This is a genomic window from Arthrobacter sp. E44 (assembly GCF_041877125.1).
Classification (GTDB): Bacteria; Actinomycetota; Actinomycetes; order Actinomycetales; family Micrococcaceae; genus Arthrobacter.
Map to the genome: position 1 here is coordinate 34564 of NZ_JBHDJA010000006.1, position 25606 is coordinate 60169.

General features: G+C 65.7%; 27 protein-coding genes and 1 riboswitch. Of the genes, 16 read left to right on the top strand and 11 right to left on the bottom strand.

Annotated elements, in window-relative coordinates; genetic code table 11:
* The first annotated feature begins 29 nt into the window (after positions 1-29).
* Complete coding sequence (locus ACETK3_RS07210; RefSeq protein ID WP_306968695.1) at positions 30-1070, top strand: alpha/beta hydrolase; 1041 nt, start codon at positions 30-32, stop codon at positions 1068-1070.
* Here ACETK3_RS07210 and ACETK3_RS07215 read toward each other — a convergent pair.
* Positions 1067-1903: an HAD-IIA family hydrolase gene (locus tag ACETK3_RS07215; protein ID WP_236800900.1), complete on the bottom strand. Its 837-nt coding sequence runs from the start codon at positions 1901-1903 to the stop codon at positions 1067-1069. The genes ACETK3_RS07210 and ACETK3_RS07215 overlap by 4 nt on opposite strands.
* A 70-nt stretch (positions 1904-1973) precedes the next feature.
* Between ACETK3_RS07215 and ACETK3_RS07220 the strand changes: the two genes are divergently transcribed.
* The 4 genes from ACETK3_RS07220 to ACETK3_RS07235 all read left to right on the top strand — a co-directional run bounded on the left by ACETK3_RS07220 (position 1974) and on the right by ACETK3_RS07235 (position 5329).
* On the top strand, positions 1974-2633 hold the full coding sequence (locus ACETK3_RS07220) for a TrmH family RNA methyltransferase (protein ID WP_236800901.1): 660 nt from the start codon (positions 1974-1976) through the stop codon (positions 2631-2633).
* Between the two features lie 233 nt (positions 2634-2866).
* Complete coding sequence (locus tag ACETK3_RS07225) at positions 2867-3700, top strand: hypothetical protein (protein ID WP_306968697.1); 834 nt, start codon at positions 2867-2869, stop codon at positions 3698-3700.
* 186 nt (positions 3701-3886) lie between these two features.
* Positions 3887-4906, top strand: a complete 1020-nt coding sequence (fbaA, locus tag ACETK3_RS07230) for a class II fructose-bisphosphate aldolase (protein ID WP_236800904.1) — start codon at positions 3887-3889, stop codon at positions 4904-4906.
* Positions 4907-5329 (top strand): DUF3151 domain-containing protein, encoded by a 423-nt coding sequence (locus ACETK3_RS07235; RefSeq protein ID WP_236821177.1) that lies wholly within the window; start codon positions 4907-4909, stop codon positions 5327-5329.
* Positions 5330-5637: 308 nt separating this feature from the next.
* On the opposite strand, the gene ACETK3_RS07240 is transcribed toward ACETK3_RS07235, so the two are convergent.
* Together ACETK3_RS07240 and ACETK3_RS07245 are read right to left on the bottom strand one after the other, a co-directional pair.
* The gene (locus ACETK3_RS07240) at positions 5638-6267 is read right to left on the bottom strand and encodes a uracil-DNA glycosylase (protein WP_236800910.1); all 630 of its coding nucleotides are present in this window, start codon (positions 6265-6267) and stop codon (positions 5638-5640) included.
* A 204-nt stretch (positions 6268-6471) separates the two neighbouring features.
* Positions 6472-7680: a cobalamin-independent methionine synthase II family protein gene (locus ACETK3_RS07245; protein WP_236800911.1), complete on the bottom strand. Its 1209-nt coding sequence runs from the start codon at positions 7678-7680 to the stop codon at positions 6472-6474.
* Positions 7681-7693: 13 nt separating this feature from the next.
* Positions 7694-7798, bottom strand: a riboswitch (SAM riboswitch).
* A 216-nt stretch (positions 7799-8014) separates the two neighbouring features.
* Here ACETK3_RS07245 and ACETK3_RS07250 point away from each other — a divergent pair.
* The 5 genes from ACETK3_RS07250 to ACETK3_RS07270 all read left to right on the top strand — a co-directional run bounded on the left by ACETK3_RS07250 (position 8015) and on the right by ACETK3_RS07270 (position 12982).
* On the top strand, positions 8015-9097 hold the full coding sequence (locus tag ACETK3_RS07250) for a M14 family zinc carboxypeptidase (RefSeq protein WP_306968704.1): 1083 nt from the start codon (positions 8015-8017) through the stop codon (positions 9095-9097).
* 247 nt (positions 9098-9344) lie between these two features.
* Positions 9345-10634, top strand: coding sequence for an adenylosuccinate synthase (locus ACETK3_RS07255; RefSeq protein WP_142131297.1), 1290 nt, complete (start codon positions 9345-9347; stop codon positions 10632-10634).
* Between the two features lie 173 nt (positions 10635-10807).
* Complete coding sequence (locus ACETK3_RS07260) at positions 10808-11203, top strand: YegP family protein (protein WP_306968707.1); 396 nt, start codon at positions 10808-10810, stop codon at positions 11201-11203.
* A 283-nt stretch (positions 11204-11486) separates the two neighbouring features.
* A complete protein-coding gene (locus tag ACETK3_RS07265; RefSeq protein ID WP_237429743.1) occupies positions 11487-12038 on the top strand; it encodes an RNA polymerase sigma factor in 552 nt (183 codons plus the stop codon).
* Positions 12035-12982, top strand: coding sequence for a hypothetical protein (locus ACETK3_RS07270; RefSeq protein WP_373992696.1), 948 nt, complete (start codon positions 12035-12037; stop codon positions 12980-12982). The genes ACETK3_RS07265 and ACETK3_RS07270 overlap by 4 nt, the downstream gene beginning before the upstream one ends.
* A 60-nt stretch (positions 12983-13042) precedes the next feature.
* Here the strand turns inward: ACETK3_RS07270 and ACETK3_RS07275 are convergent, their stop codons facing one another.
* The 7 genes from ACETK3_RS07275 to ACETK3_RS07305 form a co-directional block, all read right to left on the bottom strand.
* Positions 13043-13537 (bottom strand): CoA-binding protein, encoded by a 495-nt coding sequence (locus ACETK3_RS07275; protein ID WP_306968714.1) that lies wholly within the window; start codon positions 13535-13537, stop codon positions 13043-13045.
* Positions 13534-14880 (bottom strand): O-acetylhomoserine aminocarboxypropyltransferase/cysteine synthase family protein, encoded by a 1347-nt coding sequence (locus ACETK3_RS07280; RefSeq protein WP_237429745.1) that lies wholly within the window; start codon positions 14878-14880, stop codon positions 13534-13536. The genes ACETK3_RS07275 and ACETK3_RS07280 overlap by 4 nt, the downstream gene beginning before the upstream one ends.
* Positions 14880-16127, bottom strand: a complete 1248-nt coding sequence (sfnG, locus tag ACETK3_RS07285) for a dimethylsulfone monooxygenase SfnG (RefSeq protein ID WP_306968717.1) — start codon at positions 16125-16127, stop codon at positions 14880-14882. The genes ACETK3_RS07280 and sfnG overlap by 1 nt, the downstream gene beginning before the upstream one ends.
* Positions 16124-18088 carry an acetate--CoA ligase gene (acs, locus tag ACETK3_RS07290; RefSeq protein WP_306968719.1) on the bottom strand — a complete coding sequence of 655 codons (1965 nt, stop codon included), beginning with the start codon at positions 18086-18088 and terminating at the stop codon, positions 16124-16126. Before acs ends, sfnG begins: the two co-directional genes overlap by 4 nt.
* The gene (locus ACETK3_RS07295) at positions 18079-18981 is read right to left on the bottom strand and encodes an ABC transporter permease (RefSeq protein WP_306968720.1); all 903 of its coding nucleotides are present in this window, start codon (positions 18979-18981) and stop codon (positions 18079-18081) included. The genes acs and ACETK3_RS07295 overlap by 10 nt, the downstream gene beginning before the upstream one ends.
* Positions 18981-20033, bottom strand: a complete 1053-nt coding sequence (locus ACETK3_RS07300) for an aliphatic sulfonate ABC transporter substrate-binding protein (RefSeq protein WP_306968721.1) — start codon at positions 20031-20033, stop codon at positions 18981-18983. The genes ACETK3_RS07295 and ACETK3_RS07300 overlap by 1 nt, the downstream gene beginning before the upstream one ends.
* A 159-nt stretch (positions 20034-20192) precedes the next feature.
* Complete coding sequence (locus tag ACETK3_RS07305) at positions 20193-21008, bottom strand: ABC transporter ATP-binding protein (RefSeq protein ID WP_237429748.1); 816 nt, start codon at positions 21006-21008, stop codon at positions 20193-20195.
* Positions 21009-21327: 319 nt separating this feature from the next.
* Here ACETK3_RS07305 and ACETK3_RS07310 point away from each other — a divergent pair, with 319 nt between their 5' ends.
* The gene (locus tag ACETK3_RS07310) at positions 21328-21753 is read left to right on the top strand and encodes a CoA-binding protein (RefSeq protein WP_237429749.1); all 426 of its coding nucleotides are present in this window, start codon (positions 21328-21330) and stop codon (positions 21751-21753) included.
* A 27-nt stretch (positions 21754-21780) separates the two neighbouring features.
* Here ACETK3_RS07310 and ACETK3_RS07315 read toward each other — a convergent pair whose 3' ends face one another.
* Complete coding sequence (locus ACETK3_RS07315; protein WP_237429750.1) at positions 21781-22815, bottom strand: isopenicillin N synthase family oxygenase; 1035 nt, start codon at positions 22813-22815, stop codon at positions 21781-21783.
* Between the two features lie 45 nt (positions 22816-22860).
* Here ACETK3_RS07315 and ACETK3_RS07320 point away from each other — a divergent pair, with 45 nt between their 5' ends.
* From ACETK3_RS07320 to ACETK3_RS07340, 5 genes are all read left to right on the top strand, one after another.
* The gene (locus ACETK3_RS07320) at positions 22861-23274 is read left to right on the top strand and encodes an MmcQ/YjbR family DNA-binding protein (RefSeq protein ID WP_237429751.1); all 414 of its coding nucleotides are present in this window, start codon (positions 22861-22863) and stop codon (positions 23272-23274) included.
* Positions 23267-23821 carry a DUF1990 family protein gene (locus ACETK3_RS07325; protein ID WP_237429752.1) on the top strand — a complete coding sequence of 185 codons (555 nt, stop codon included), beginning with the start codon at positions 23267-23269 and terminating at the stop codon, positions 23819-23821. The genes ACETK3_RS07320 and ACETK3_RS07325 overlap by 8 nt, the downstream gene beginning before the upstream one ends.
* Positions 23818-24135 (top strand): putative quinol monooxygenase, encoded by a 318-nt coding sequence (locus ACETK3_RS07330; RefSeq protein WP_237429753.1) that lies wholly within the window; start codon positions 23818-23820, stop codon positions 24133-24135. The genes ACETK3_RS07325 and ACETK3_RS07330 overlap by 4 nt, the downstream gene beginning before the upstream one ends.
* Positions 24136-24212: 77 nt before the next feature.
* A complete protein-coding gene (locus ACETK3_RS07335; protein WP_236800935.1) occupies positions 24213-24506 on the top strand; it encodes a DUF503 domain-containing protein in 294 nt (97 codons plus the stop codon).
* Between the two features lie 123 nt (positions 24507-24629).
* A complete protein-coding gene (locus ACETK3_RS07340) occupies positions 24630-25571 on the top strand; it encodes a hypothetical protein (protein ID WP_237429754.1) in 942 nt (313 codons plus the stop codon).
* Positions 25572-25606 lie beyond the last annotated feature (35 nt).

Here is a 25606-nt window from a genome sequence, read left to right on the forward strand (position 1 = left end):
GTAACTTTCCCTGGGCTTACGGTAGGAGTGTGCCGTATGAGGGGGAGGTTGGTCCGCAGGGCCGGCGCTGGGTCTCAGACGCCCGGCTGCTGGCGGACGCGGCTGCCCTGAAGCGCTTTTCGCGGCGCAGCTTCCTGGCCGGTGCGGGGGCGTCCGGACTGCTGGCTGCGGACATGCTGGTAACCCGGCAAGTGCAGTCGCAGCGCCGCAGCACCAGGATCCTCACGGTGGCCGACGACTTCGCCGACGCCTACTATCCGGACGCCAGCTGGTTCTTGTTCCCGGGCTACAAAACCAGCTGGGAAGAGGCTCAGTGGATCCTCAACACCATGCGGGGCTCGCTGAACAAGCGGGCCCGGCTCGCCGCCGTCGGATATTCCAACCTGGGCCTGAACATCACCGAGGTGGTCAACGCCATCACCGACTACGTTGCCGCGGAGAAGATCACCAAGCTGTTCTTTTACGGACACAGCTTTGGCGGGATGCTGGCAACGCAGGTGGCTGCGCGGCTGCTGGCCTTGCAGGAAATCCAGGTACAGTTCATCCTCCTGGACTCCAGCCCTTACAGCGCGCACGACGTCCTGGACCAGAGCTGGTTCGACGGCGTGGTGTTCCTCTACGAGAGCGGTGTCAGGTTCCCGTCCACCCTCCGTGGCGGGTATGAACTGGGGGAACGGATCATCCACAAGGACGAACGGAGCTGGCGCCAGATCCTGAACCAGACGCTGGAGCAGTTGTCGCCGATCGCCCCGTCCAATGTCCTGGTCCAGACGGAGTCCGCCTACATCTACCACTTCGAGGGAAGCCAGTTTGCCGGCCATCTTGGCGCAGCCAAGATGGCCTACATCGGCAACCCCAAGGACGGCACAGTGGACTACGAGACCGCGTCCGAAACCTGGGCCGTGGTGTTCAAGGACAACATGGTTTCCAGCAACCTGCAGACCATCGGGGCTGCCCCCGCGCACGCCAGCCCGGGCTGGAATCCGCAGATCTACCGGCCCCTGTTGACGGAACTGCTGGACGAGTACTTCCCCCTGCCCCGGGGCGGTTCCCGGGTCAGCATCTTCTAGATCTGGTTCTTCAGGTCCGCCACCGAGTTCAGCACCTGGTTGGGCCGGAACGGGTATGCAGCGATGTCGTCCTTGTGCGTGATGCCGCTCAGGACCAGGACCGTGTGCAGCCCTGCCTCCATGCCGGCAATGATGTCCGTATCCATCCGGTCACCAATCATGGCGGTGGTTTCGGAATGGGCGTCGATCTGGTTCATCGCTGAGCGGAACATCATGGGGTTCGGCTTGCCCACGATGTACGGCTCGCGGCCCGTCGCCTTGGTGATCAGGGCCGCGATGGCGCCGGTGGCGGGCATCGGGCCGTCCTTGGAAGGGCCCGTGGCATCGGGGTTGGTGGCGATGAACCGGGCACCGGCGAGGATCAGGCGGATAGCCATGGTGATCGCTTCGAAGGAGTACGTGCGGGTCTCGCCGAGCACCACGAAGTCCGGGTTCTGGTCGGTCAGGATGAAGCCCGCCTCGTGCAGCGCCGTCGTCAGCCCTGCCTCGCCGATCGTGTAGGCGCGGTTCCCGGATTCCGAGCCCCCGGCGGACACCTGGTCCTTCAGGAACTGGGCCGTGGCAAGGGCCGACGTCCAGATGTTCTCTTCCGGAATCTCCAGGCCGGAAGAGCGGAGGCGGGCGGCAAGGTCGCGGGGAGTGAAGATGGAGTTGTTGGTCAGCACCAGGAAGCGCTTTGAGGTATCCACCCAGCGCTGGATCAGTTCCGCGGCTCCCGGGATGGGCTGGTTTTCGTGGACCAGGACGCCGTCCATGTCCGTCAGCCAGCACTCGATCTCCTGGCCGCTGCGGTATACCGCCGGGTTGCCTGTTACCTCGTCTGCTTCTGCCATGCCTGCCTCCGCCTGTGATGGTTGCCCGAAGAGTCCAGTCTAGTGTTGAAGGGTGAACCGAACGCCCGGCATGACAGACGAACCCGACCACGCGCCCGGGGAGGCCGAACCCGCAAAGGCGGAGGTCGGCGTCGGGCCCTGGGAAGGGGAACTGCCCGAAGGCGACCACTGGGACCCCGACCTCCTTGCCGACGGCGACCGGCGCAACGTCCTGGACAAATACCGCTACTGGAAGCACGAGGCGATCGTCGCGGAACTGGACTCCCGGCGGCACAACTTCCACGTGGCCATCGAGAACTGGCAGCACGACCTGAACATCGGCACCGTGGTCCGCACCGCCAACGCCTTCCTCGCCAAGGAAGTTCACATCATCGGTCGACGGCGGTGGAACCGGCGCGGCGCCATGGTCACCGACCGCTACCAGCATGTTCGCCACCACCCCACCGTCGAGGACTTTGTCCAGTGGGCGCAGGGGGAAGGGCTGGCGATCATCGGGATCGATATCTTCCCGGACTCGGTGCCCCTGGAAACGTACGAACTGCCCCGCGACTGCGTGCTGGTCTTCGGACAGGAGGGGCCTGGCCTCACCCCGGAAGTCCACCACGCCGCCGTCGCCACCCTGTCCATCGAACAGTTCGGCTCCACCCGGTCCATCAACGCCGCCTCCGCCGCCGCGATCGCCATGCACGCCTGGATCCGCCGGCACGTCTTCAACCAGCACGTCTCCTAACCCCGCGAGATGGCACTTAACGGCAGTCGCGGAGCCGATGATTGCCGTTAAGTGCCAACTCGCGGGTCCGTCGTCCGCGAGCCTGTGGATAACCTCTGCGGGGCCTCCGTAACGCGCCAGAATGGGGCATGCGCAGGGCCAGCCTTCCAGAGCATTTGACCACAGGAACTTTCTCGCTGCGTGCTTCCGACAAGGCGGGGGTCACGCGCACGCGAACGGTGGCGAAGGATCTGGTGACCGTTTCGAGGGGCATCCGGATGCCGGTCCACTCCGGTGCCGCCGGTGCTGCAGCGTTGCGCGCGTACACAGACCTTGATGACACGTCCATTCTGACGTCCCTCTCTGCCGCACATGTCTGGGGAGCGCCGTTGCCGCCAGGGCCGGGCGGCGACTGGCGGATCCATCTGGCCCGGCGGCGCGGATTCAGCTTTCCACGCCGCTCCAACGTCGTCGGCCATCTGCTGTCTTTCCTGCCGGACGAGGTAGCGGAGTACGACGGCGTCAGGGTCACCTCGCCTGCACGGACCTGGCTGGACCTGGCCCCTGTGCTGGCCGTGCAGGACCTTGTGGCCGTTGGAGATTACTTGGTGTGCTCCCACGGGCCCGGCTTTCCGCGTCCGAGGGAGGCGCTGTGCGGCCTTGACGCACTCCGGTACGTCATCAGCAGGCATGGGGGCATGCGGGGCATAAAGACAGCCCGGGAAGCGATCGAATTGGTGCGGGTAGGCGCCGACTCCGCCCCGGAAACACACATGCGGCTCGCGCTGATTGACGCCGGCTTGCCGGAACCGGTCCTGAACCACGTCCTGTTCGACCAAGGGGGGCTTCCTTCGCTCTGGCCTGACGCTGCCTATCCGCAGTGGGGCATCGCGCTGCAGTACGACGGCGGGCACCACGCAGGGGAGGAGCAGCACCTGCGGGACATGGAACGGTACGACCGGACTCTGGCACTGGGGTGGCTTGAAGTTCGCATCGGCAAGCAACACCTGGAAGGTGACAGGCCCGCCGTCGTACGCAAGGTGCGGGAGGCGCTGCAGAGCCGCGGCTGGACGCGAGATGGCAGATGACGGCAATTCCCGCCCCAGGCATTGCCGTCAAGTGCCATCTCGCGGGGGTGGGTGGAAGTGGTAGGTGGGCCGGTGGGGCGTAACCCAGAGCACTCCCGGCCCGCTAATGGCTAGGATGGTGCCAAGCCGTAAGCGGTCTACTTGAGGGTCTTCCACCCACAGACGAAACTCAGCAGAGGAGCCAGCATGCCCATTGCAACCCCAGAGATCTACTCCGAAATGATCGACCGTGCGAAGGCGGGCGGCTTCGCATACCCGGCCGTGAACGTCACGTCCTCGCAGACGCTTAACGCAGCCCTCCGTGGCTTCGCCGAGGCCGAGTCCGACGGCATCGTCCAGGTTTCCACCGGCGGTGCGGCCTACTGGTCCGGCGCGTCCACCAAGGACATGGTGGCCGGCTCCCTGGGTTTCGCGGCTTTTGCCCGCGAGGTTGCCAAGAACTACGGGGTGAACGTCGCCCTGCACACGGACCACTGCCCCAAGGACAAGCTGGACGGCTTCGTCCTGCCCCTGCTCGAGGCTTCCGAAGCTGAGGTCAAGGCCGGCCGCAACCCGCTGTTCAACTCCCACATGTGGGACGGCTCCGCCGAGACCCTGCAGGAAAACCTGCGGATCGCCCGTGACCTGCTGGCCCGCACCGCGGCTGCCAAGATGATCCTCGAGGTTGAAATCGGCACCGTCGGCGGCGAGGAAGACGGCGTGGAGAACGCCATCAACGACAAGCTGTACACCACGGTTGAGGACGCCCTGGCTACGATCGATGCCCTGGGCGCCGGCGAGAACGGCCGCTACATCACCGCCCTCACCTTCGGCAACGTCCACGGCGTCTACAAGCCCGGCGGCGTCAAGCTGCGCCCGGAGATCCTCAAGGACATCCAGGCCCAGGTTGGTGCCAAGATCGGCAAGGAGAACCCGTTTGACCTGGTGTTCCACGGCGGCTCCGGCTCCTCGGACCAGGAAATCGCGGACGCTGTTTCGTACGGCGTGATCAAGATGAACATCGACACCGACACCCAGTACGCCTACACCCGCCCGGTGGCGGACCACATGTTCAAGAACTACGACGGCGTCCTGAAAGTTGACGGCGAAGTGGGCAACAAGAAGACCTACGACCCCCGTGTCTGGGGCGCCTCCGCCGAAGCCGGCCTCGCAGCCCGCGTGGTGGAAGCCACCAAGCAGCTCGGCTCGGCCGGAAAGACCTTCTAGATGTCGGACGAGTTCCGCCGGAACCTGATGGGGCCGGAGCCCACGCTCCTGCCCGCCGAAACCGAGGTGTACGGACAGCTGGAGGCCGGGCAGGAAGCCCTGGACCTGGTGGAAAGGCACCCCACGTCCTCACTGCTGTGGGCCATCCTGGCCGAGGAAGCATGGGCGGAGGGGCGCACCATCGACTCCTACGCCTACTCTCGGGTGGGCTATCACCGCGGCCTGGATGCGCTGCGGCGCAACGGCTGGCGCGGCGTCGGACCCATCCCGTGGGAGCACGAGCCCAACCGGGGGTTCCTGCGCGCGCTCTACTCCCTGGGCAGGGCGTCGGCCGCCATCGGGGAGGCGGACGAACCGGAGCGGATCGAGAAGTTCCTCAACGATTCCGACCCCAGGGCAAAGGCAGCCATCGAAGGCTCCTAAGTCCCCACCGAGGGCCCCATATATGACGACGGCGGGCGGTCCCCTTTTGGCGAAAAGGTGACCGCCCGCCGTCGTCCCTGGACTGGAATGCGCCGTCCCTGATTTCGGTTAAAAGAATCAAAGGGCTAGAGGAAGAAAGGAGGAGCTGCGCGAAGCGTGGGAAAGCAGGAAAAATCGTGTCTCAGGTTCTGTGACTACTACTCCTGGATGTCGTACGCCGACTTCACCACCTGGGTTGAAGCCGAAGACGAATCGGCACCGGGAATTTCGTTTACCGACTCCGATGCCACAGGCTGAGCGCCGACGATTCAGGGCTTCGCGATGCCGGTCCGGGCCATGGCGTCTGCATACGCCGTCCGCATGTCCTCGAGGAACTCCTCCTGGCGTGCAGGGGAACCGGCGAACGCGCGGCCGCTCAGCGAGCGGACCTTGTAGGTCTTCAGGCCGCGGCGCCACAGCAGGGGAACCTCGGTCTTCAGCAGCAGGTTGGCCAGGCGGTTGGCTTCGGTGCCGTGCGCCACGATGACCGATGCGCGGGGGACCAAGGCCAGGAACTTCAGCAGGGGTTTGAGGCCGGCCTGGACCTGGTCCGGGGTGAACTTCCCGTTGGCTTCGCCGGGAACGTGCCAGGGGTGGACGTTCCAAGGCATCACGAACTCGGGGCGCAGGCCCAGCTTCCACTGGATGCCCAGCATCCGGGTTGCGGCGTCCTGGTCGCCGGCGGTGATGAAGCCGGACGGATCCGCCTCGCCGATGTTGGAGTAGAGGCTGATGATGCGGCATTCCTCAACGTCGTGCATGGGGTCGACGTAGGGGACCACGGTTCCTGGTTTGGTCTCCCGCAGGGAATCGCAGAGTTCGTTGACGGCTGCAACGCTGGGTTCGTAGCGGCGGCTCATGAGCTGTTCGTGGAATGTTTCGGGGGCCAGGGCTGTCATGAAGTGCTGGTTCTCCTGCGGGGATTGGCGTTGCTGCCGCCGGCAGATGAGGGCGCGGGCAAGCGCAAACGCATCAGCAGCGGTTGGTTGGGGTGGGCCGGACCTCGCCGGCCTTCCCCAGTTTAGCAAGACCCGGGAAGCGAAACGCCGGCCGCCCCTTTCCGGTGATGGAAGGAACAGCCGGCGCCCCGGATGGCAAGCGGATTACCAGAGCCGGTTGGTGGCCCGACGGGCGCCCTCGCCCAGCGCTTCCAGCTTGGCGAAGGCGATCTGCGGGTGCACCCGGCCGCCCAGGCCGCAGTCGGTAGAGGCAATGACGTTCTCCCGGCCCACCACGTCGGCGAAACGCACGATGCGGTCCGCCACCAGGTCAGGGTGCTCCACCACGTTGGTGGCATGCGACACGACGCCCGGAATGATGACCTTGCCCTCGGGCAGCTTGGTGTCCTCCCAGACCCGCCATTCGTGTTCATGGCGCACGTTGGCGGCCTCGAAGGAGTACGCCCCGGCGTTGACCTGCAGCACGGAGCCGATAATGTCCGCGAAGGGGATGTCCGTGGTGTGCGGGCCATGCCAGGATCCCCAGCAGACGTGCAGCCGGATCTGTTCCTGGGGGAGATCCCGGAGGGCCCAGTTGGTGGCCTCGATGCGCAGTTGGATGAACTTCAGATAGTCCTCCAGGGAGGGCTCGGGGTTGATCTGGTCCCAGCTCTCGGCCAGGGACGGGTCATCGAGCTGCACGGTGAGCCCGGCGTCGATGATCGCCTTGTATTCCTCCCGCATGGCGTCGGCGCAGGCGTAGACGAGTTCCTCGTCGGACTTGTAGTACTCGTTGGCTACCCTGGCGCAGGAGCCGGGGGAGAGGGACGCCACGAAACCATCTGAGAGGCCTGCGGCGGCCAGTCCGGTCTTCAAGTTCCTGATATCCGATGCCACCAGATCCTGGCCGGTGTAGGTCAGGGGCCCGGCGATCTTGGGCTGGGCGACGCTCTTGCGGTGGGTGAGGATGCCGGAGGAAGGATCGTTGTACGCCTCGTTGAACGCCTGCCGATCCCGGCGGTCGGGGAAGGACGTCAGTACCACATGGCCGGGTGACGAGCGGCGGACCCCGGCTTCGGCCCAGCGGTCCACATTGGTGGGCTCCAAGCCGCCGAGGCGTGCGAAGGAGTAGTTCCACCAAGCACCGTAATCCACGGAACTGGACATGGCGTGTCCGTATTCGCCGTCGTTGGGGATGTCGATGCCCAGGTCCTTCTGGCGCTGCACCACGTCCACCACGGAGGCCTCAAGCAGTTGGAGGAATTCCGGGGTGATGCCATCGGCTTCCTTGGCGGCGTTCGCCGCGATGAGTTCCGGGGTGCGGGGCAGGGAACCGGCGTGGGTGACGCGGATGTGGTCGGTGTTCAGTGACATGCTGGAATCTTCCTTTCCATCGGTCCTGGCAGTAGCACCTTCGGCCGGCAGGAATCCTGCCGGACCGGGGTTGCTGCGGCGTCATCGAGCCAGGTCTCTCGGCCGCTCCGGATGGTTCCCTCCCACTTAAATCGAGACGCTCCACGCGGGCAAGTCCGGTCCACTTTGTGTCGCGCCAGGCAGGCCTTCTTTTACTTCTGCGCTCCTGTTTGCATCCTTACAGGTTTCGTCCAGCATATTGACAGATTATGTCCAGCTTGGTTGGCTTCTTGTCACAGCCGAATGAGGGACATGGCGGCTGCCACCCACTCGACCCAAAGAACCACCGCACTCAATGAAGAGGTCATGCACCGTGAACAAACCCCTGGCAAACCTCAGGAACCTTGCCCTTTCCGGCGTTCTGGCGCTCGCCGTCGTGGCGGGACCGGCCCCGCTGGCAAATGCAGTGGGCGAGGGCCCCAGCTATGACGGCAACGGACAGATCACCACAACAAAGCTGGCCACTTATGACCAGATGGTTTCCTTCCTGAAGGACCAGGACGCCCGCCAGCCCGCCATGGAACTGGAAGTCATCGGCCAGACCGTCAAGGGCCGCGACATCCACCTGGTCAAGTACATCTCGGACCCGGCCAAGCCCACCATCCTTTACCTGACCCAGCAGCACGGCAACGAACAGCTCACCACCGAGGGCGCCATGGAGTTCATCAAGCACCTGGGCACCGGCAAGTCGGCGGACATCCTCAAAGGCGCGAACATCCTGGTGGTGCCCATGCTCAACGCGGACGGCGCCATGGGGGACGTGAACTTCTCCCTGGACAACTACCTCGCCAAGGGGGACCGGCACCTCACCCGCTACAACGCCGAGGGCGTGGACCTGAACCGCGACCACGTGGCCAAGATCCAGCCGGAGACCCAGGCGCTGCACAACAACGTGATGCGCAAGTACCGGATCGACTACATGATCGACCTGCACCACCAGGGCACCCGGGCGGAGCGCGACGGCAAGCTGGTTTCCGGCTCCATCCTGTACCCCACCACCCCCAACGCCGACCCGGCCGTCGTCGAAAAGTCCAAGCAGTTGGGCGCCGTGGTCTTCAACAACGTCGACTCCACCGGTTGGGGCCACCTGGGCAAATACCAGGGCGGCAGCGCCGAAACCATCAGCCGCAACGGCATCTCCGTGGAATACGGCATTGCCACCTTGCTCTTCGAGATGCGCGGCATGTCCGACCACTACCTGGACGGCTACGCACTGGGCCAGCGCAGCAACGGCTATCTGATCAAGCAGACGGTCACCACGCTGACGTCCACCGCCGCCGCCATTGCTGACGGTTCGATTGCCGACGCCGACATTTCCTTCTGGGACACCCTCGCCGAGCAGACGTCCCGGCCCGCCGGGGAGGCTGAGGACGAATAGCAGCGCGGCGGCGGTTCTGACCAGGCCCGCCGCGGCCCTTCCCGCATGACGGGCCGCGGCGGGGCCAACGAAGGACCAAGTGCCCCATCGGCTAAACTTGGGTGGTAAGAGCCCCGGAACTCTTCCTTCGCCGTGCCGTGCTGCGGCTGTGTGAAGGCCGGTATGTTCGGGGCATTCTCATGAACGGTGCTGCATGGCCCGCCACCTCGTGGCAACCGGGCAGCCCGAACGAATGGGGGAGGATCCCATGCCAGCAATTGTGATCGTAGGAGCCCAGTGGGGCGACGAAGGAAAAGGCAAGGCCACCGACCTGCTGGGCGGCCGTGTTGACTACGTCGTCAAGCCCAACGGCGGCAACAACGCCGGGCACACCGTCGTCGTGGGCGGTGAAAAGTACGAACTCAAGCTGCTGCCGGCAGGCATCCTCAGCCCCAATGCCGTTCCCATCATCGGCAACGGCTGCGTAGTGAACCTCGAGGCCCTCTTCCAGGAAATCGACGGCCTGCAGGCCCGCGGTGCAGACACCTCCAAACTGCGCGTCTCCGCCAATGCCCACCTCGTGGCCCCGTACCACCAGGTCCTGGACAAGGTGACCGAACGCTTCCTCGGCAAGCGTGCCATCGGAACCACCGGCCGCGGCATCGGCCCCGCCTACATGGACAAGGTGGCCCGGCTGGGCATCCGCGTCCAGGACGTCTTCGACGAATCCATCCTCCGCCAGAAGGTGGAAGGCTCGCTGCGGCAGAAGAACGAGCTCCTGGTCAAGGTCTACAACCGCCGCAGCGTGGTGGTGGACGAGATCGTGGAGTACTTCCTGTCCTATGCCGAGCGGCTCCGCCCTCTGGTCATCGACAGCACCCTGGTCCTGAACTCCGCCCTGGATGAGGGCAAAGTGGTGTTGATGGAGGGCGGCCAGGCCACCTTCCTGGACGTGGACCACGGCACCTACCCGTTCGTGACCTCCTCCAACCCCACGGCCGGCGGCGCGTCGGTGGGCTCCGGCATCGGGCCCACCCGGATTTCGCGCTCCATCGGCATCATCAAGGCCTACACCACCCGCGTTGGCGCCGGACCTTTCCCCACGGAACTCTTCGACGAGATGGGCATGTACCTGCAGAAGACCGGCGGCGAATTCGGCGTCAACACCGGGCGCCCGCGCCGCTGCGGCTGGTACGACGCCGTGCTGGCCCGCCACGCCTCGCGCGTGAACGGTTTCACGGATTACTTCGTGACCAAGCTGGACGTGCTCACCGGCATCGAACAGATCCCCGTGTGCGTGGCCTACGACGTGGACGGCGTTCGGCACGATGAGATGCCCATGACGCAGACCGAGTTCCACCACGCCAAGCCCATCTTCGAGTACTTCGACGGCTGGACCGAGGACATCACCGGCGCCCGCACCCTTGCGGACCTGCCGGAGAACGCCCGGAACTACGTGCTGGCGCTGGAGAAGCTCTCCGGCACCCGCTTCTCCGCCATCGGCGTGGGCCCGGACCGGGACCAGACCATCGTGGTGAACGACCTCATCAACGACTAATCCGCGCTTAGAGCGCAGGATAACGACGGCGGCAGGCCACCTTTGCAGGTGGCCTGCCGTTGGCTTTGGCGTGGGGAAGCAATTTACACAGGCTTAACGCGGCCGGTCTTGTGAGGCCGATGGTGGGGAAGCCACACTCGGTAATACCCCCTGGTGCCCAAGGAAGGACCGTCATGGCTGGAAAATTCGAAGCATTCATTGATGCTGATTTGTTCTTCCGGTTCCGGCTCCTGGCTGCTGACGGGGGAGTGATCGCGGTCTCGGGACCCTACGAGGACAAAGCGTCGGTGGCAGCCGGGATCGCCGCGGTACGCGAATGTGCCGGCACCGGCCTGGTCACCGACCTGTGCCCCGCGGGAGCCCTGACCCGTCCCGGGGCCGCAACCCCGGCAATCCCGCCCGCTGCGGCTGCTGCCGCCGGTGCCGCCGGTGCCGCTGAGCCGCCTGCCGCCGTCGCACCTGTTTGCGGCGAAGAGCGCATGCCCGCCAGGGTGCATGCTTTCGCGCCGGCGAAGGCGCCCCGGCGGCAGGCGGCCACCCCGCGGTGGACCAGGGCAGCAGTCCGTTGAAAAGATCTTTGGAAGTTTTTTTGAAAACGCGTAACCCTCCCGGCAGCGTCGGCGATTACCCCTATGAAGTGCCGGTCTGGAACCTGTCCCCCATCACGTTCCAGACCGGCTCTTTTGTCTTTCCCCACGTGCAGCTTCCCCCGGCGTGACCCCGCACTGGCCCGTCCACGGGGCCGTGGCGGTTCTGGCGGGGTGGTTACCGAAGGGTAGAGTGGGGCCAGCGTTCCGGATGTACTGAGCGCTTGCCTTGCCAACACCCTCTTTGACGGAAAGCACTACGTCAGTGACCGATGCACAGACAGACGAGGCTCCGGACCAGCCAGTTTCCGGGACCGCTGCCTTCAGCCTCGTCTACAAGACATACGCATCACAGGTACTGGGCTATCTCACGGCCCGGGGAGTCGAGGATCCGGAGGCCGCCATGCAGGAAGTATTCCTTTCGGTGCTGCCCAGGCTCAACACCGTCCACGGAGGAGAAGCCGGGCTGCGTACGTTTATCTTCTCCGTTGCCCACGCCCGGATGGTGGATGACTACCGCCGCCAAAGCCGGACTCCAGTAAAGCTGTCCTTCGAGCCCGAACTCGACCAGCGCGAAGATACCTCTGCGGAGAATGAAGCCCTGCAGCGCATCTCGCCCCGGGAAGTCCTTGGGCTGCTGGACGGACTGCCCCAGGACCAGCGGGAAGTGCTGTCGCTTCGGCTGGTGGGCGGCCTTTCGATAGAACAGACGGCGGAAGCCATGGATAAGAGCGCCGGAGCGGTAAAACAACTGCAGCGGCGCGCCTTGCTCAAACTCCGGGAACTTAAGGCAGTGAAGGAGTATCTCACGCCATGACATCCGCCTCGGATAACCTCGCCACCCTTGTGGACGACGTGCTTCAGGACGCAGGCTGCGGCCAGGACGCGGAACTTCGTGACGTGCTGCTCTCGCTCGGCACCATGGCATCGCTGCCCGTCCCCGCGCCCACCGGGGAGCTGGCCGCATTGCTTGCTGCGGGTGTGCCGCCAACGGCTGAAGTGCCTGATTCGGATGAGCCGAATGCTGAGCTGCCGCACGAGCAGCCCCGTGACCAGCGGCACGACGAACTCGCCCGCCGCCGTCGCCGCCATCGCCCCACGGCGCTCGGTCTGGTACTGGTTGCCGGGATGGGACTCGGTGTTGGCGGAGTTGCTGCCGGCACCACCACCCCGGACGGCAGCAGCATGGAGCAAGTGCTGGAGGAGTGGGTTCCGTGGAGCCGGCCCGCCGCTGACGCATCAGCCACTGGGGACGGTGCCGGGGCCGCCGGCGCGGGTCACGGTGCCCCCAAAATGGCGGCAGACGGGGAGACGGCTTCTTCCGCTGCTCCTGCCGGGCCTGCCGACGCCGCAAATTTGGCGTCACGCCTCCTGCGGGGCCACGCAGGCCTGTCCGGCCGCACCAACCTCCCGCCATGCACCGGCCCGGTAAGGCACGAATCCGAAACAGGTACAGCGAAGTGCGGTGCGACCGGGAAAAAGGGTGCGTCCGGGGCAGCTGCACAGGGCAATGGAGCCGGCAGCGGCAAGGACACCGCCGGACCGGCCGGGGCCGAAGGAACTGCAGTAGCGCCAAGCCCGCCAGGAGCGGGGAAAGCTGAACCGCCGGCAGCCAACAGCTCGGCCGGGGTCCTGGGGACCGCCGGTGCCGGGGCCCAGAAGTCGGCAGGCTCCACTGGTAATGCCGGGCAGCCAGCACAGGGCCAGTCACAGGGCGGAAGCCCGGGCAACGCCCAGAAGGGCGCCTCCCCGGCCAAATAGCCGTTAAAAGAACAGCGGGCCCGTTGAAACGGGCCCGCTGTTCTCATTCGAGCGGAAGCATCACGCCAGGACCTGGCGCTTGGAGGAAACCACGCCAGTATCGAAACCGGCCAGGTGGAGCCCGCCATGGAAGCGCGCGTGCTCAATCTTCACGCAACGGTCCATGACCACATTGAGCCCGGCGGCTTCTGCGTCGGCCGCCACGCCTTCATGCCAAGACCCCAGCTGCAGCCAGAGCGTCTTGGCGCCCGCGGCCGCTGCCTCATCGAGGACGCCGGGAAGGTCGTCGTGCTTGCGGAACACGTCAACGATGTCCGGGCTTTCCGGCAGGTCCGCCAGCGACGCGTAGGTGGGCTGTCCCAGGATCTCCTTGACCACGGGGTTGACGAAGTACACCTTGTAGCGCGTGGATGACAGCAGGTAGGTGGCCACGAAGTAGCTGGCCCGTGACGGCTTGTCCGACGCGCCAACAATCGCGATGGACTTCGCCTGCCGGAGCAGGGAGAGCCGCTCCGGTGCGGACGGGCCCGTCCAGGTACGTTCGGCGGTGCTCATGCGTTTGCTCCGATCGTGCAGGCTTCTGCGGGTTCTTCAGCGACGGCTCCGGGCACCGCTTTGGACGCCTCGGTGAGTGCCTGGTCCAGGTCCCACAGGATGTCCTCGATGTCCTCCAGGCCCACGGAGATGCGGACCAGGTCCTCCGGCACGCCGGCGGATTCCAGCTGTGCCGCGCTGAGCTGCTGGTGGGTGGTGGAGCCGGGGTGGATCACCAAGGTCCGGGAGTCACCCACGTTGGCAAGGTGCGAGGCCAGCTGCAGCGACTCGATGAACTTCTGGCCGGCAGCGCGCCCGCCCTTGACTCCAAAGGAGAAGACCGAGCCGGGGCCCTGCGGCAGGTACTTCCGCGCCCGTTCGAAGTGTGGGTGCGACGGCAGCCCGGAGTAGTTGACATAGGCCACCCGGTCATCGTTTTCCAGCCACTCGGCCACGGCCTGGGCGTTCTTCAAGTGCTCGTCGAGCCGCTGCGGCAGGGTTTCGACGCCCTGGAGCAGCTGGAACGCCGACTGCGGCGACAGGGCAGGGCCGATGTCGCGCAGCTGCTCCGAGCGGAGCTTGGTGAGGAAGCCGTACTCGCCGAAGTTGCCCCACCAGGAGACGTTTCCGTAGGAAGCCACGGGCTCGGTCATGGTGGGGAACTTGCCGTTGCCCCAGTTGAAGCGGCCGCTTTCCACCACCACGCCGCCGAGCGTGGTGCCGTGGCCGCCCAGGAACTTCGTGGCGGAGTGGATCACGATGTCGGCGCCGTGCTCGATGGGCCGCACGAGGTACGGCGTGCTCAAGGTGGCGTCGACCACCAAGGGGATGCCGGCGTCGTGCGCCACCTTGGCCAGGGCGGCAAGGTCCTGGACTTCCGACGACGGGTTGGCCACCACCTCGACGAAGATCGCCTTGGTGTTGTCCTGGACAGCCGCGGCATAGTCCGCTGGGTCCGTGCCGGGGACGAACGTGGTGTCCACGCCGAACCGGCGCAGGGTCACGTCCAGCTGGGTCACCGTGCCGCCGTACAGCTGGGAGGCGGCCACGATGTGGTCGCCCGCCTGGGTGAGCGCGGCGAAGGTGATGAACTCTGCGGCCATGCCTGACGACGTCGCTACCGCTCCGATGCCGCCTTCGAGGGACGCGATGCGCTCCTCGAACGCCGCCACCGTGGGGTTGCCGATGCGGGAGTAGATGTTGCCGTACTTCTGCAGGGCGAACAGGTTGGCGGCGTCGTTGGTGTCCTTGAAGACGAAGGACGTGGTCTGGTAAATGGGGACCGCGCGGGCGCCGTGCTCGGCGTCCGGGGTGCCGCCGGCGTGCAGGGCGCGGGTGCGGAAACCGAAAGTACGCTCAGCCATCAGACAGTCACCGCCTCGGCGGCAACCGGGGTGCTGGATGGGCCCACGCCCGCAGGGTTCCCTGGCCGAGCTTGCGAGGTTAGGGGGCGGGTGGGGACGAGCTCGGTGCCGTTCTTGCGGGCCAGGTCCGCTTCCAGTTCGCGGACGATCGGCAGGATGTCCCGGCCGAACGCCGCCACCTCCTCCTGGAAGTGCAGGTAGCAGGTGAGGAAGAGGTTCACGCCGATCTTCTTGTACTCGACGATCCGCTCGGCGATCTGCTCCGGGGTACCGATCAGCTGGGTCTTGAACCCGTCGTTGTACTGGATCAGGTCCTCAAACGTGGAGTCGGCCCACATGCCCTTGCCGTCCTTGGTGGACGCCCCGGCCTCCTGCACCGCGTCGCGGAACCCCTGGACGGCGGGCTTGTGTGCCTTCTCGACGATCTCGCGCAGGGTGTCCCGGGCCTCCTTCTCGGAGTCGCGGGCAATAACGAAACCGTTCAGGCCGAACCTCGGAGCGGCGAGCTGCCCTTCGGTGCCGCGCCGGGCCTCGCCGGCCGAGGCGACAACACCGGCGATGTTCTCCTTGAAACCCTCCAGGTCCTTGCCGTTGGAGAAGTACCAGTCCGCCACCCGGCCCGCGGTGGCCTGGGCCGCCGTCGAATTGCCGCCGAAGAAGATCTCGGGGTGGGCGCGGCCGGGAACGTTGACCGGGGCGGGGTTCAGGGTGAAGTCGGTGATGTTGTAGTACTTGCCGGACTGGCTGTACTCCTGCTCGGTCCACAGGCCGCGCAGGACGTTGATGAATTCCTCGGTGCGGACGTAGCGCTCGTCGTGTTCCAGCCATTCCAGGCCAAAGTTGGTGAACTCGCTCTTCAGCCAGCCGGAAACGATGTTGACCGCAGCGCGGCCGTTGGAGATGTGGTCTGCGGTGATGATGTACTTCGCCAGGACACCGGGGTGCCACATGCCCGGGTGGACGGCGGCGATCACCTTGAGGCGCTCCGTGGCGGCGAGCAGGGCCAGGCTGAACGAGGTGGCCTCGTGCTGCTTGTCCGCTCCGTAGGAGGCGGCGTAGCGGGTCTGGGTCAGGGCGTACTCGAACCCGGACTCCTCGGCGATGCGCGCCAGCTTCTTGTTGTAGTCGAAGTCCCAGCCGGTGCGCTGTTCGATGGTGGATACCACCAGGCCACCGGAGACATTGGGCACCCAGTAGGCGAACTTGAGGGGTTCGGAGAGCCGGGCGACGTTGCTGATCTCGGTCATGAGTTTTCCTTTGCTAGGGCCCGCAGGCGCAGGACTTGCTGGATGCCGGCGATTGCCGGTTCGTTCTGGAGCGAGGTGGTATCGCCCAGCGCGGTACCTTCAAACAGTTGGGTGAGCAGTCGGCGCATGATCTTGCCGCTGCGCGTCTTGGGAACATCGGGGACCACGACGACGTCGCGCGGCTTGGCGATGGGGCCGATTTCCTTCGCCACGTGCTGCCGCAGCTCTTCGATTACATCCGCGTCGCTGCGGGCTTTGGCGCCCGCCTTAAGGACGACGAAGGCCACCACGGCATGCCCGGTCTTGGAGTCAGCCACCGGGCAGACGCCTGCCTCCACCACGTCCGGGTGCGAGACCAGGGCGGACTCGATCTCGATAGTGGAGAGCAGGTGGCCTGAGACGTTGAGGGTGTCATCCACCCGGCCCAGGATCCAGATGTCGCCATCGGAATCGTACTTGGCGCCGTCGCCGGCCAGGAACCAGCCCTGGTCCGCGAACTTGCTCCAGTAGGAATCGAAGTAGCGGCGCGGGTTCCCCCAGACGGTCCGCGCGATGGCGGGCCCGGGGGAGTCAACCACGATGTATCCCTGGACGCCCGGGGCAACGGTGGCGCCGCCGTCGTCCACGATCCTGGTGCTGACGCCGGGCAGCGGACGGGCCGCGCAACCCGGCTTGAAGCTGGTGTCCGTGGGGGCGGGGGAGAGAATGGTGGCGCCGGTCTCGGACTGCCACCAGGTGTCCACAACCGGCGCTGTGCCCGCGCCCACGTTCTCCCGCAGCCAACGCCAGGCCTCGGGATTGACAGCCTCGCCCACGGTGCCCAGCAGGCGGATGGAGGAGAGGTCGTAGGTGTCCGGCACGCCGTCGGGGAACCAGCCCATCAGGGAGCGCACCAGGGTGGGGGCGGTGTAGTACTGCGTCACGCCGTAGCGCTCGATGATCTCGAAGTGCCGGCCCGGATGCGGAGTGTTGGGTGTGCCCTCGAAGATCACCTGGGTCACGCCGTTGGACAGCGGGCCGTAGATCTCATACGTGTGGGCGGTGACCCAGGCGAGGTCGGCGGTGCACCAGTGCACGTCCTCATCCCGGAGGGTCGGGTCCGGGTTGCTGAACAGGTGCTCGAAGCTCCAGGACGCCTGCGTGAGGTAACCGCCGGAGGTATGCACCAGGCCCTTGGGTTTGCCGGTGGTGCCGGAGGTGTACATGATGAACAGCGGCGTCTCGGCGTCGAAGGCCTCCGGCTCGTGGACGTCCGCGGCGGTGTCGACGACGTCGTGCCACCAAAGGTCGCGGCCCTCGGTCATGGGGACGGTTGCCAGGTTGTCGGCCGGGGTGGTGCGGTTGACCACCAGGACGTGTTCGATCGCGTTCTCGCCGGCTACCGCGGCGTCGGCGTTGTCCTTGACGGGAACGGCTGTGCCGCGCCGGAACTGGCCGTCAGTGGTCACCAACAGCTTGGCGCGGGTGTCCTCCACCCGGAACTTCAGTGCCTCCGCGGAGAACCCGCCGAAGACCAGGGAGTGGATGGCGCCGATGCGGGCCACGGCCAGGGTGATGATGATGGTTTCGGGGATGACGGGGAGGTAGATGACTACGCGGTCGCCCTTGGTGATGCCGAGGGCCAGGAGCGCGTTGGCTGCCTTGGAGACCTCGCGCTGGAGTGCGGCATAGGTGATGGACCGGCGGTCGCCCGGCTCCCCTTCGAAGTGGAGTGCCACCTTGTTGCCCCGGCCTGCCGCCACGTGGCGGTCCACGCAGTTGGCGGCCACGTTGAGCTTGCCGCCGTCGAACCACGTGATCTCCGGGCCGCGGCCCGCCTCCGGGTCTGCCGGGACCCAGCGGTGAGCGGTGTGCCAGCGGGTGTCCCAGTCCAGGCGCAGCGCCTGCTGCTCCCAGAAAGCAACGTTGTCCGGGTGCACCCCAGTGCTCTGGTCCAACGTTTCGGTGGTGCTCACGCCCATCGTTTCACCGCCCCTTTTTCGGCCAGGCCCAGCAGGGCGTCGGTAATCTTTCCAATCACGGCCAGCATCACGATGGCCAGGAGCAGACGGTCTGTGCGGCCGTTGTTCTGCGAGTCGATCAAGAGGAAGCCCAGTCCCATGGAGGACGCGATCAGCTCAGCCGCCACCAGGAACAGCCATGCCTGGGCAAGGGCCAGGCGCAGGCCGGAGAACACGGCGGGGACGACGGCGGGCAGCTGCACGGTGGTCAGCAGCCGGATCCCCTTGAGCCCGAAGGCCCGGGCGGCCTCCACCAGGTTGCGGTCCACGTGGCGCAGCGCCAGGGAGACGGTGGTGAACACCGGGAAGAAGGCGCCGATGATGATGAGCGTGACCTTGGAGTCCTCGCCGATCTTCATCCACAGGATCAGCAGCGGCACCCAGGCCAGCGAGGGTACTGCCCGGAGTGCGCCGATGGTGGGTGCCAGCAGGGCGTCGGCGATTTTGGAAAGTCCCACGGTTGCGCCGAGGACCAGGCCCAGGGCTGCGCCCACCAGGAATCCGATCAGGACCCGTTGGGTGGAGATAGCGATGTGGGTCCACAGCTCGCCGCGGTCCACGAGCTCGCCCGCAGCGGACAGCACCATGGCCGGCGGGGGGAGCTGGACCACGGTGAACATCCCGCTGGTGGAGGCAAGTTGCCACGCTGCCAGCAGGGCCGCCGGAATGATCAGGCCAAGGGGCAGACGCGCCCAGTTCCTGGAAAGGACTCCGGCGGGAGACCATCCCGGTGCCGGAGAGGGCGCCGTGGCGGCACCCGGCTGGGCGGCGTCTGCCGAGGTTGCGGTGGCGGCTGCAGCACGTCCATCCGCAACACTTGCGCCGGTGGTGTATGGCTCTCCTGGGTAGCTCATCAGGAGGCCTTGATGGCTGACGGGTCAGCCTTCTTCACCAGCGAGTCGTCGAGAAGGGAGGCCACGGCGTCGTCAATCTGCTTCTGCGTCTTGACGTCGCCGGTCTCCACGAAGGTGGGGCCGATCTTCTCCAGTACTTTGCGCTGGGCGTCACCCGGTGCCGGGTTGACGTCCAGGTTGCTGCGCTCCAGGACCACGGTCTTGGCCACGGGGAGGTCCAGGCCGGCCACGTCGGCCAGGATCTGGGCGGTCTGGTCCGGGTTCTGTGCGGCCCAGGCGCGGGCCTTTTCGTAGGCGTTTACCACGGCCTGTGCCAGTTCCGGCTTGTTCTTCAGGAAGGATTCGGTGGCGTTGAGGAAGCCGTAGGTGTTGAAGTCCAGGTTGCGGTAGAAGAGCTTGGCACCCTTCTGCTCCGCTCCCGCCATGATCGGGTCCAGCCCGGACCAGGCCTGGACCGAGCCGTTCTCCAAGGCGGTGCGGCCGTCGGCGTGCTGCAGGTTCTGGACCGTCACGTCGCCGGGCTTCAGTCCGGCCTGCTCCAGTGACTGCAGGAGGAAGAAGTAGGGGTCGGTGCCTTTGGTGGCGGCGATGGACTTGCCCTTGAGGTCGGCCACGGACTTGATGTCTGAGCCGGCCGGTGCCACCAGGGCCGCCCACTCGGGCTGCGAGAAGATGTCGACGGTCTTGATTTCGGAGCCGTTGGCCCGGGCCAGGAGGGCGGCGGAGCCGGCGGTGGAACCGACGTCGATCGCGCCGGAACGCAGCGCCTCGTTCGCTTTGTTGGACCCGGCGGACTGTACCCAGTTCACGGTGACGCCCTGGTCCTTGAGGCTGGCCTCGAGCCACCCCTGCTTCTTTATGACCAGGCTCAGCGGGTTGTAGGTGGCGAAGTCGATGTTCAGGGTGCCGCCGCCCTTGCTGCTGCCGGCTGCGGCCGCGCTGCCGGAGGAACCTTCCCCTGCTACGCATCCGGTGAGTGCCAGGACCGTGGAGACGGCCAGGGCTGCTGCGCCAAGGACTGAACGGCGGGAGATGGGCGATGCGTGCGGCATTGGTTTCCTTCGAAAGCGGGATGGAACGGTGCGGAATTGTGCGGTGTGGAACGGGGGAGGCCAGGCTGCGCCCGCCAGGCGGTAAGGTCCGACGGCGGCGTGGGCCACCGGGGGCAGGCGAAGGCTTTAGGGGTGCCAGCGGCTCCTCGTCAGGAGCCTTCAGTGCCCGTCGACGCCCAGCGTTTCCAGGAGTGAGCTGCGCATGAGGGCGAGTTCGGCTGAGGCGCGTTCACGCGGCCGGCTGCCGGGCACCTGGACGGTCCTGACGATGGTTGCACCTTGCCCGGCGGAGTCGGGGCCGAGGACGATGATTCGGTCTGCGAGCTGCAGGGCTTCATCCACGTCGTGGGTGACCAGCAGGACGGTGGTGGGCTCTGCCCGGTGGATGTCCAGGAGCAAGTCCTGCATCTTGATCCGGGTGAGGGCATCCAGGGCCCCGAAGGGTTCATCAAGCAGCAGGACGCCGGGATTCCGGGCCAGTGCCCTTGCCAGGGAGGCGCGCTGCGCCATGCCGCCGGACACCTCGCGGGGGCGGTGCTTGGCGAATTTCTCCAGCCCCACCAGTTCCAGCAGGCGGGCTACCTTTGCCTTGCCTTCCTTGGCACTGCATCCGGTGGGCAGGCCGATGGCCACGTTGGCCTGCAGGGTGTGCCAGGGCAGCAGCCGGGGTTCCTGGAAGGCGAAGGCGCACCGGGGATCGATGCCGTGCACCGGGGTGTCCTCAATGACGACGGAACCGGCGCTCGGGAAGTCCAGGCCTGCCGTGGCGCGCAGGAGCGTGGATTTTCCGCAACCCGAGGGTCCCAGGATGGCCAGCACTTCTCCGGGTGCCACATCGAAGGTCACGTCCCGGAGGACGGTATGGGCTGCGGTGCCGGCCCCGAAAGTGCGGCGCAGGTTCCTGAACGATACGGGGAGGGCAGGCGCGTGGGCGGGGTTCGTCCCGGCAGGCCGGGACGACAAAACTGCGGTCATAGGATCACTCCATCGGTCCTGGCAGTAGCACCCTACGGAGGCAGCCTCGCCGGAGTGGTCAGTTCCGGTACCCACGGCTGCAATCCTTGCTATCGCCGGGGCTGTTGGGGAGCGTCCGGCGACCAGGGTTGCTGCGGCGTCATCGATCCAGGTCTCTCGGCCGCTCGGGATGGTCAAGAACCACTACAGCGCACTGAATCGTCGAGAGCAAACTCTCGCGTTTAGGTGCGTAATATTCGTTCACAGCCGCATGTTCGGAGAAGGATCATTCTTTTATTCGATCCAGGCTGCCACTCCGGGCAGAGCGTAGGCTAATCCCATGGGCCACACGAACGATCCTGCAGTCATTGAACGTCTCATGCGAACCAAGGGGCGTTGGGCCATCGTTGGCCTGAGTACCAATGAGTGGCGTGCCGCCTATGATGTGTCGCTGTTCATCCGCGACAGGCTGGGCATGGAAATCATCCCGGTGAACCTGCCCGGCGACGCTGTCCACGGCGAAGCCGGGTACCGCACCCTCGGTGACATTCCGGCGGAAAAGCGGCCTATCGACGTCGTGGATTGCTTCGTGAACTCACAGAAGGTGGGCAGCGTGGTGGACCAGGCTATTGCCGCGGGGGCGAAAGCTGTTTGGCTCCAGCTGGGGGTTATCGACGAGGCAGCGGCGGAGCGCGCCAAGGCCGCGGGGCTGGACGTTGTCATGAATGCCTGCCCCGCACAGCTCGCGTGGAAATACAACCTCTAACGTCCGGAGTCCCAGCGTAGGTGGCCATCAACCCTGGCGCCGCAGCAACTCCGGATAGTGCTGCTCGGTGACGTCCGGGTGCGCCCGCATCCTGCCCTTGAGCATGTTCATGCCGAAGGACGCCAGAAGCGGGTTGGCGGGATCGTCGGTGATCCCCCGGGCGGCTGCTTTCAATTCCGGAGCCAGCGGCACGGGGTCGATCACCGCGTCCAGTCCCGGCGACCAGAAGAACGGCACCGAGTAGCGGTCGACGCCCGGCGGGGGCGCCTGCACGCGGTGGATGGTCGCTGCCAGGTACCCCTCGGTGGCGACTTCGAGCATCTCGCCAAGGTTCACCACCAGGGCTCCGGCGAGGGGTTCCACCGGCAGCCACTCGGTGGTTCCGGGCGGCAGCACTTCAAGGCCGCCCACCTCATCCTGCAGCAGGAGGGTCACGAAGCCGTAGTCCGCATGCGAGCCCACGCCTTGGTCTCCAGCGGCCTCCACCACACCGCCCACGTAGTGCACCAGCTTGCCCATCCATGCCGGTGAATCCCGGAAGGGCTCGTCGAAGTAGTCCTCGGGCAGCTGCAGGGAAACAGCAATGGCCCGCAGCAGCTCCATCCCCACCCCGGACATCAGGTCCGCCCACTCCATGGCGGCAGTCTTCAGCTCTGGCAGGGTTTCATCCGGCCACAGGTTGGGTCCCTGCAGCAGCCAGTAGGGCTGGTCGTCCGGATAATCCCTGACCGGCTCCCGCTCCGGTGAATAGTCAATTTGCTCACGGGCGTCTGCCCGGCCCTGGGTCACCTCCGTGCCCATGCGGGTGTAACCGCGGAAGTGCGGGGAGAGGCGGTTGTCCAGCTTCATCCGTTCCTCAAGCGGCAGGTCGAAGAAGCGCCGGATCAGGTCCAGGAGTTCTTCGGCTTGGCCGGGCCGGCCGCCGTATCCGGTGATTTGGAAAAACCCAACATCGTGGGTGGCATGCCGCAACTGCTCAATAAACTCAGGGCGGAAAGCCCCGTAAGGCTGCCGTGCGGAACTCAAATCCAGAACAGGTATTGCTCCCTGGTCACGTGACATCCTCGCACACTAGCACCGTGCAGGCCTGCTTTATAGGCTTCCTTTATGGACCCAACTGCCCTGCGGGAAATCTGCCTGAGCTTTCCAGGCGCCTTTGAGGATTATCCGTTTGGTCCGGAGACCGCGGTGTTCAAGGTGCGTGCGCACATCGCCGGCGGGGCCCGCCACGAGGCCAAATTGTTTGCCCTGTCATCCATGGACCAGGCCGACTTCTATGTGAACCTGAAGTGCGAACCGGCCCTGGCCGTCCAGCTGCGCGCAGTGCACCCCGCGATCACCGGCGCGTGGCACATGAACAAGACCCACTGGAACGGCGTCCGCCTTGACGGCTCGCTGCCGGACGGCATGGTCCGGGACATGGTGGAGGACTCGTATGACCTGGTGGTGGCAGGCTTGAGCCGGAAGCAACAGGAGCAACTGGGGTGGGCACGCCTCGGGAGGGCAGGCGGCAATGACTGAAGAGGGACGGGTGCCGGGCGAGCTCGGGTACCCGGGGATGGGTGGCACCGAGCAGGGCAGGGCGCCCGAAGGTTATGACCGCGTCTTTGAGGAAGCACGGCTGGGCAGCGGGCTGGACATTTACCGGCGCGTGGCGGACGGCATCCTGGGCTGGGAACTGCAGCGGCGGGCAGGGCTTCGGGTCCGCGCAGATTCGCCGCGGGCCGTGGCCGGGGCACGCGTGGTGAGCGGATTCGGCGTCGGACCCTTCCGTCTGCCCGCACCCTGCCAGGTGGTGTGGGTCCACGAGCCGGCCCCCGACGGTGTTCCCCAGTCCGCCGGCTTCGGATACGGGACGCTGCCAGGACACCCGGCCCGCGGGGAGGAATCGTTTGAGGTGGAGATCAACAACCAAGGCGAGGTGTGGTTGAGGATCCGGGCCTTCAGCAAGCCCTCCAACTGGTTCTATGCCGCCGGCGGCCCGGTCACCCGGGCGACGCAGCGCTACGTTACTTCCCGGTACATTGAAGGAGCACGCAGTCTCGCCGCGGAAGGAAAATCCCAGTGATCTTTATCGTCGTAAAATTCAAGGTCAAGCCCGAGTGGGCGGAGCGCTGGCCCGATCTCGTAGCTGATTTCACCAAGGCAACGCGGCAGGAGCCCGGCAACCTCTGGTTCGACTGGTCCCGAAGCCTGGACGATCCCAATGAATACGTCCTCGTGGAAGCCTTCAAGGACGACGCCGCCGGTGACCATGTGAACAGCGACCACTTCAAGAAGGCCATGGCTGACATGCCCCAGGCCCTCGCCGAGACGCCCAGGATCATCAGCCGCCAGCTCGACGGCGAAGGCTGGGACCTGATGGGCGAACTCACCATCTAAACCCCCATCGATTGCTCCGTATTTGTCGTTTTGGGCCACCCAAACGACAAATACGGAGCAATCGATAGCATGAAGCCATGTGGATCGGCTGGATCGAATTCGACATCCTCCTTGGCGACGTGCACAGCCTGAAGGAGAAACGTTCCGTGGTCCGGCCGCTCGTGGCCGAACTCAAGCGGCGTTTCGAAATTTCAGTGGCCGAGGTGGGGGACCACAGCCAGTACCGGCGCACGCAGCTTGGTGCGGGGCTCGTGGCAGCCGACCGCGCGCACCTCGTGGAGGTGCTGTCCGCCGTCGAACGCTTCGTGGCGGGCCGCCCGGAGATTGAGCTGCTCAGCGTCCGCCAGCGGGAACTGCACAGCGAGGACTGATCCCACCCCATCGATTGCTGAGTATTTGTCGTTTTCACGCGCCAAAACGACACCTGCTCAGCAATCGATGAAGGGTGTGGATAACTTCTGCGGCACTAATCCTGGTTCTGGTGTCATGGACCAATGAAGACGCCACGCTCATTACCGGAGGAACTCCGCGGCCGCCCCTTCACCTTTGCAGACGCTGCTTATGCGGGCCTGTCACCGCGGCGTTGGCGGCACGATTCGTTGGAGCGCTTCGGCCGGGGAATCCGGATGGAAGGTACGACGGCGGGACTTTCGTTGGGCGCGCGGGTCCGGCCATTCATTGAGGTCAACCAGCTTTGTGCTGCCTCGCATGTTACGGCCGCAGAGCTCCATTCGCTGCCGCAGCGGCGCCAGGACCACACCTCTGACGTCTACCACCTCATCCGTCCAGAGGGCGCAGCCCACCTGGACAGGCCCCACGTCATCGTGCACCGCATGAAGCTGTATGAGGACGAAATCATCAGAAGTGACGGCATTCCGGTCACGACGCCGGCGCGTACCTGGCTCGACATGGCCGAGCTGCTGTCCGTTGACGAGCTCGTGGCGATGGGGGACAGCTGCGTCCGCGTGCCCAGGCCGGAGTTTGAGGACCGGGACATGCCCCTGTGCAGCATAAGGGACCTGCAACGGACGATCGACAGGCACCGGGGAAAGCGGGGAATCCGGAAGGCGAAAGAAGCTCTGGCGCTCGTTCGGGTCGGATCGGACTCACCGCAGGAAAGCTTGCTCCGGCTCGCGATTGTCCGCGCGGGCCTACCCGAACCCGAGTTGAATGTCCCGATCATTGCCGAGGACGGCAGCAGGCATCACGAGCCTGACCTTTCCTACCGCAAATACAGGATCGGAATCGAGTACGAGGGCGACCACCACGGCGAGGAAAGCCAGATCGCCAGGGACATAACGCGCTCCGAACGGTACGCCGCGTTGGGGTGGACGGAGGTCAGAATCTCCAAGCGGCACATGGTCAACGATGCGAAACCGGCCGCAGCCAAAGTCCTGGTCGCCCTGGCCCAGGCAGGCTGGCGAAGGGGTTCTTAAAAACGATTGCTGCGTACTTGTCGTTCTGACGGTTC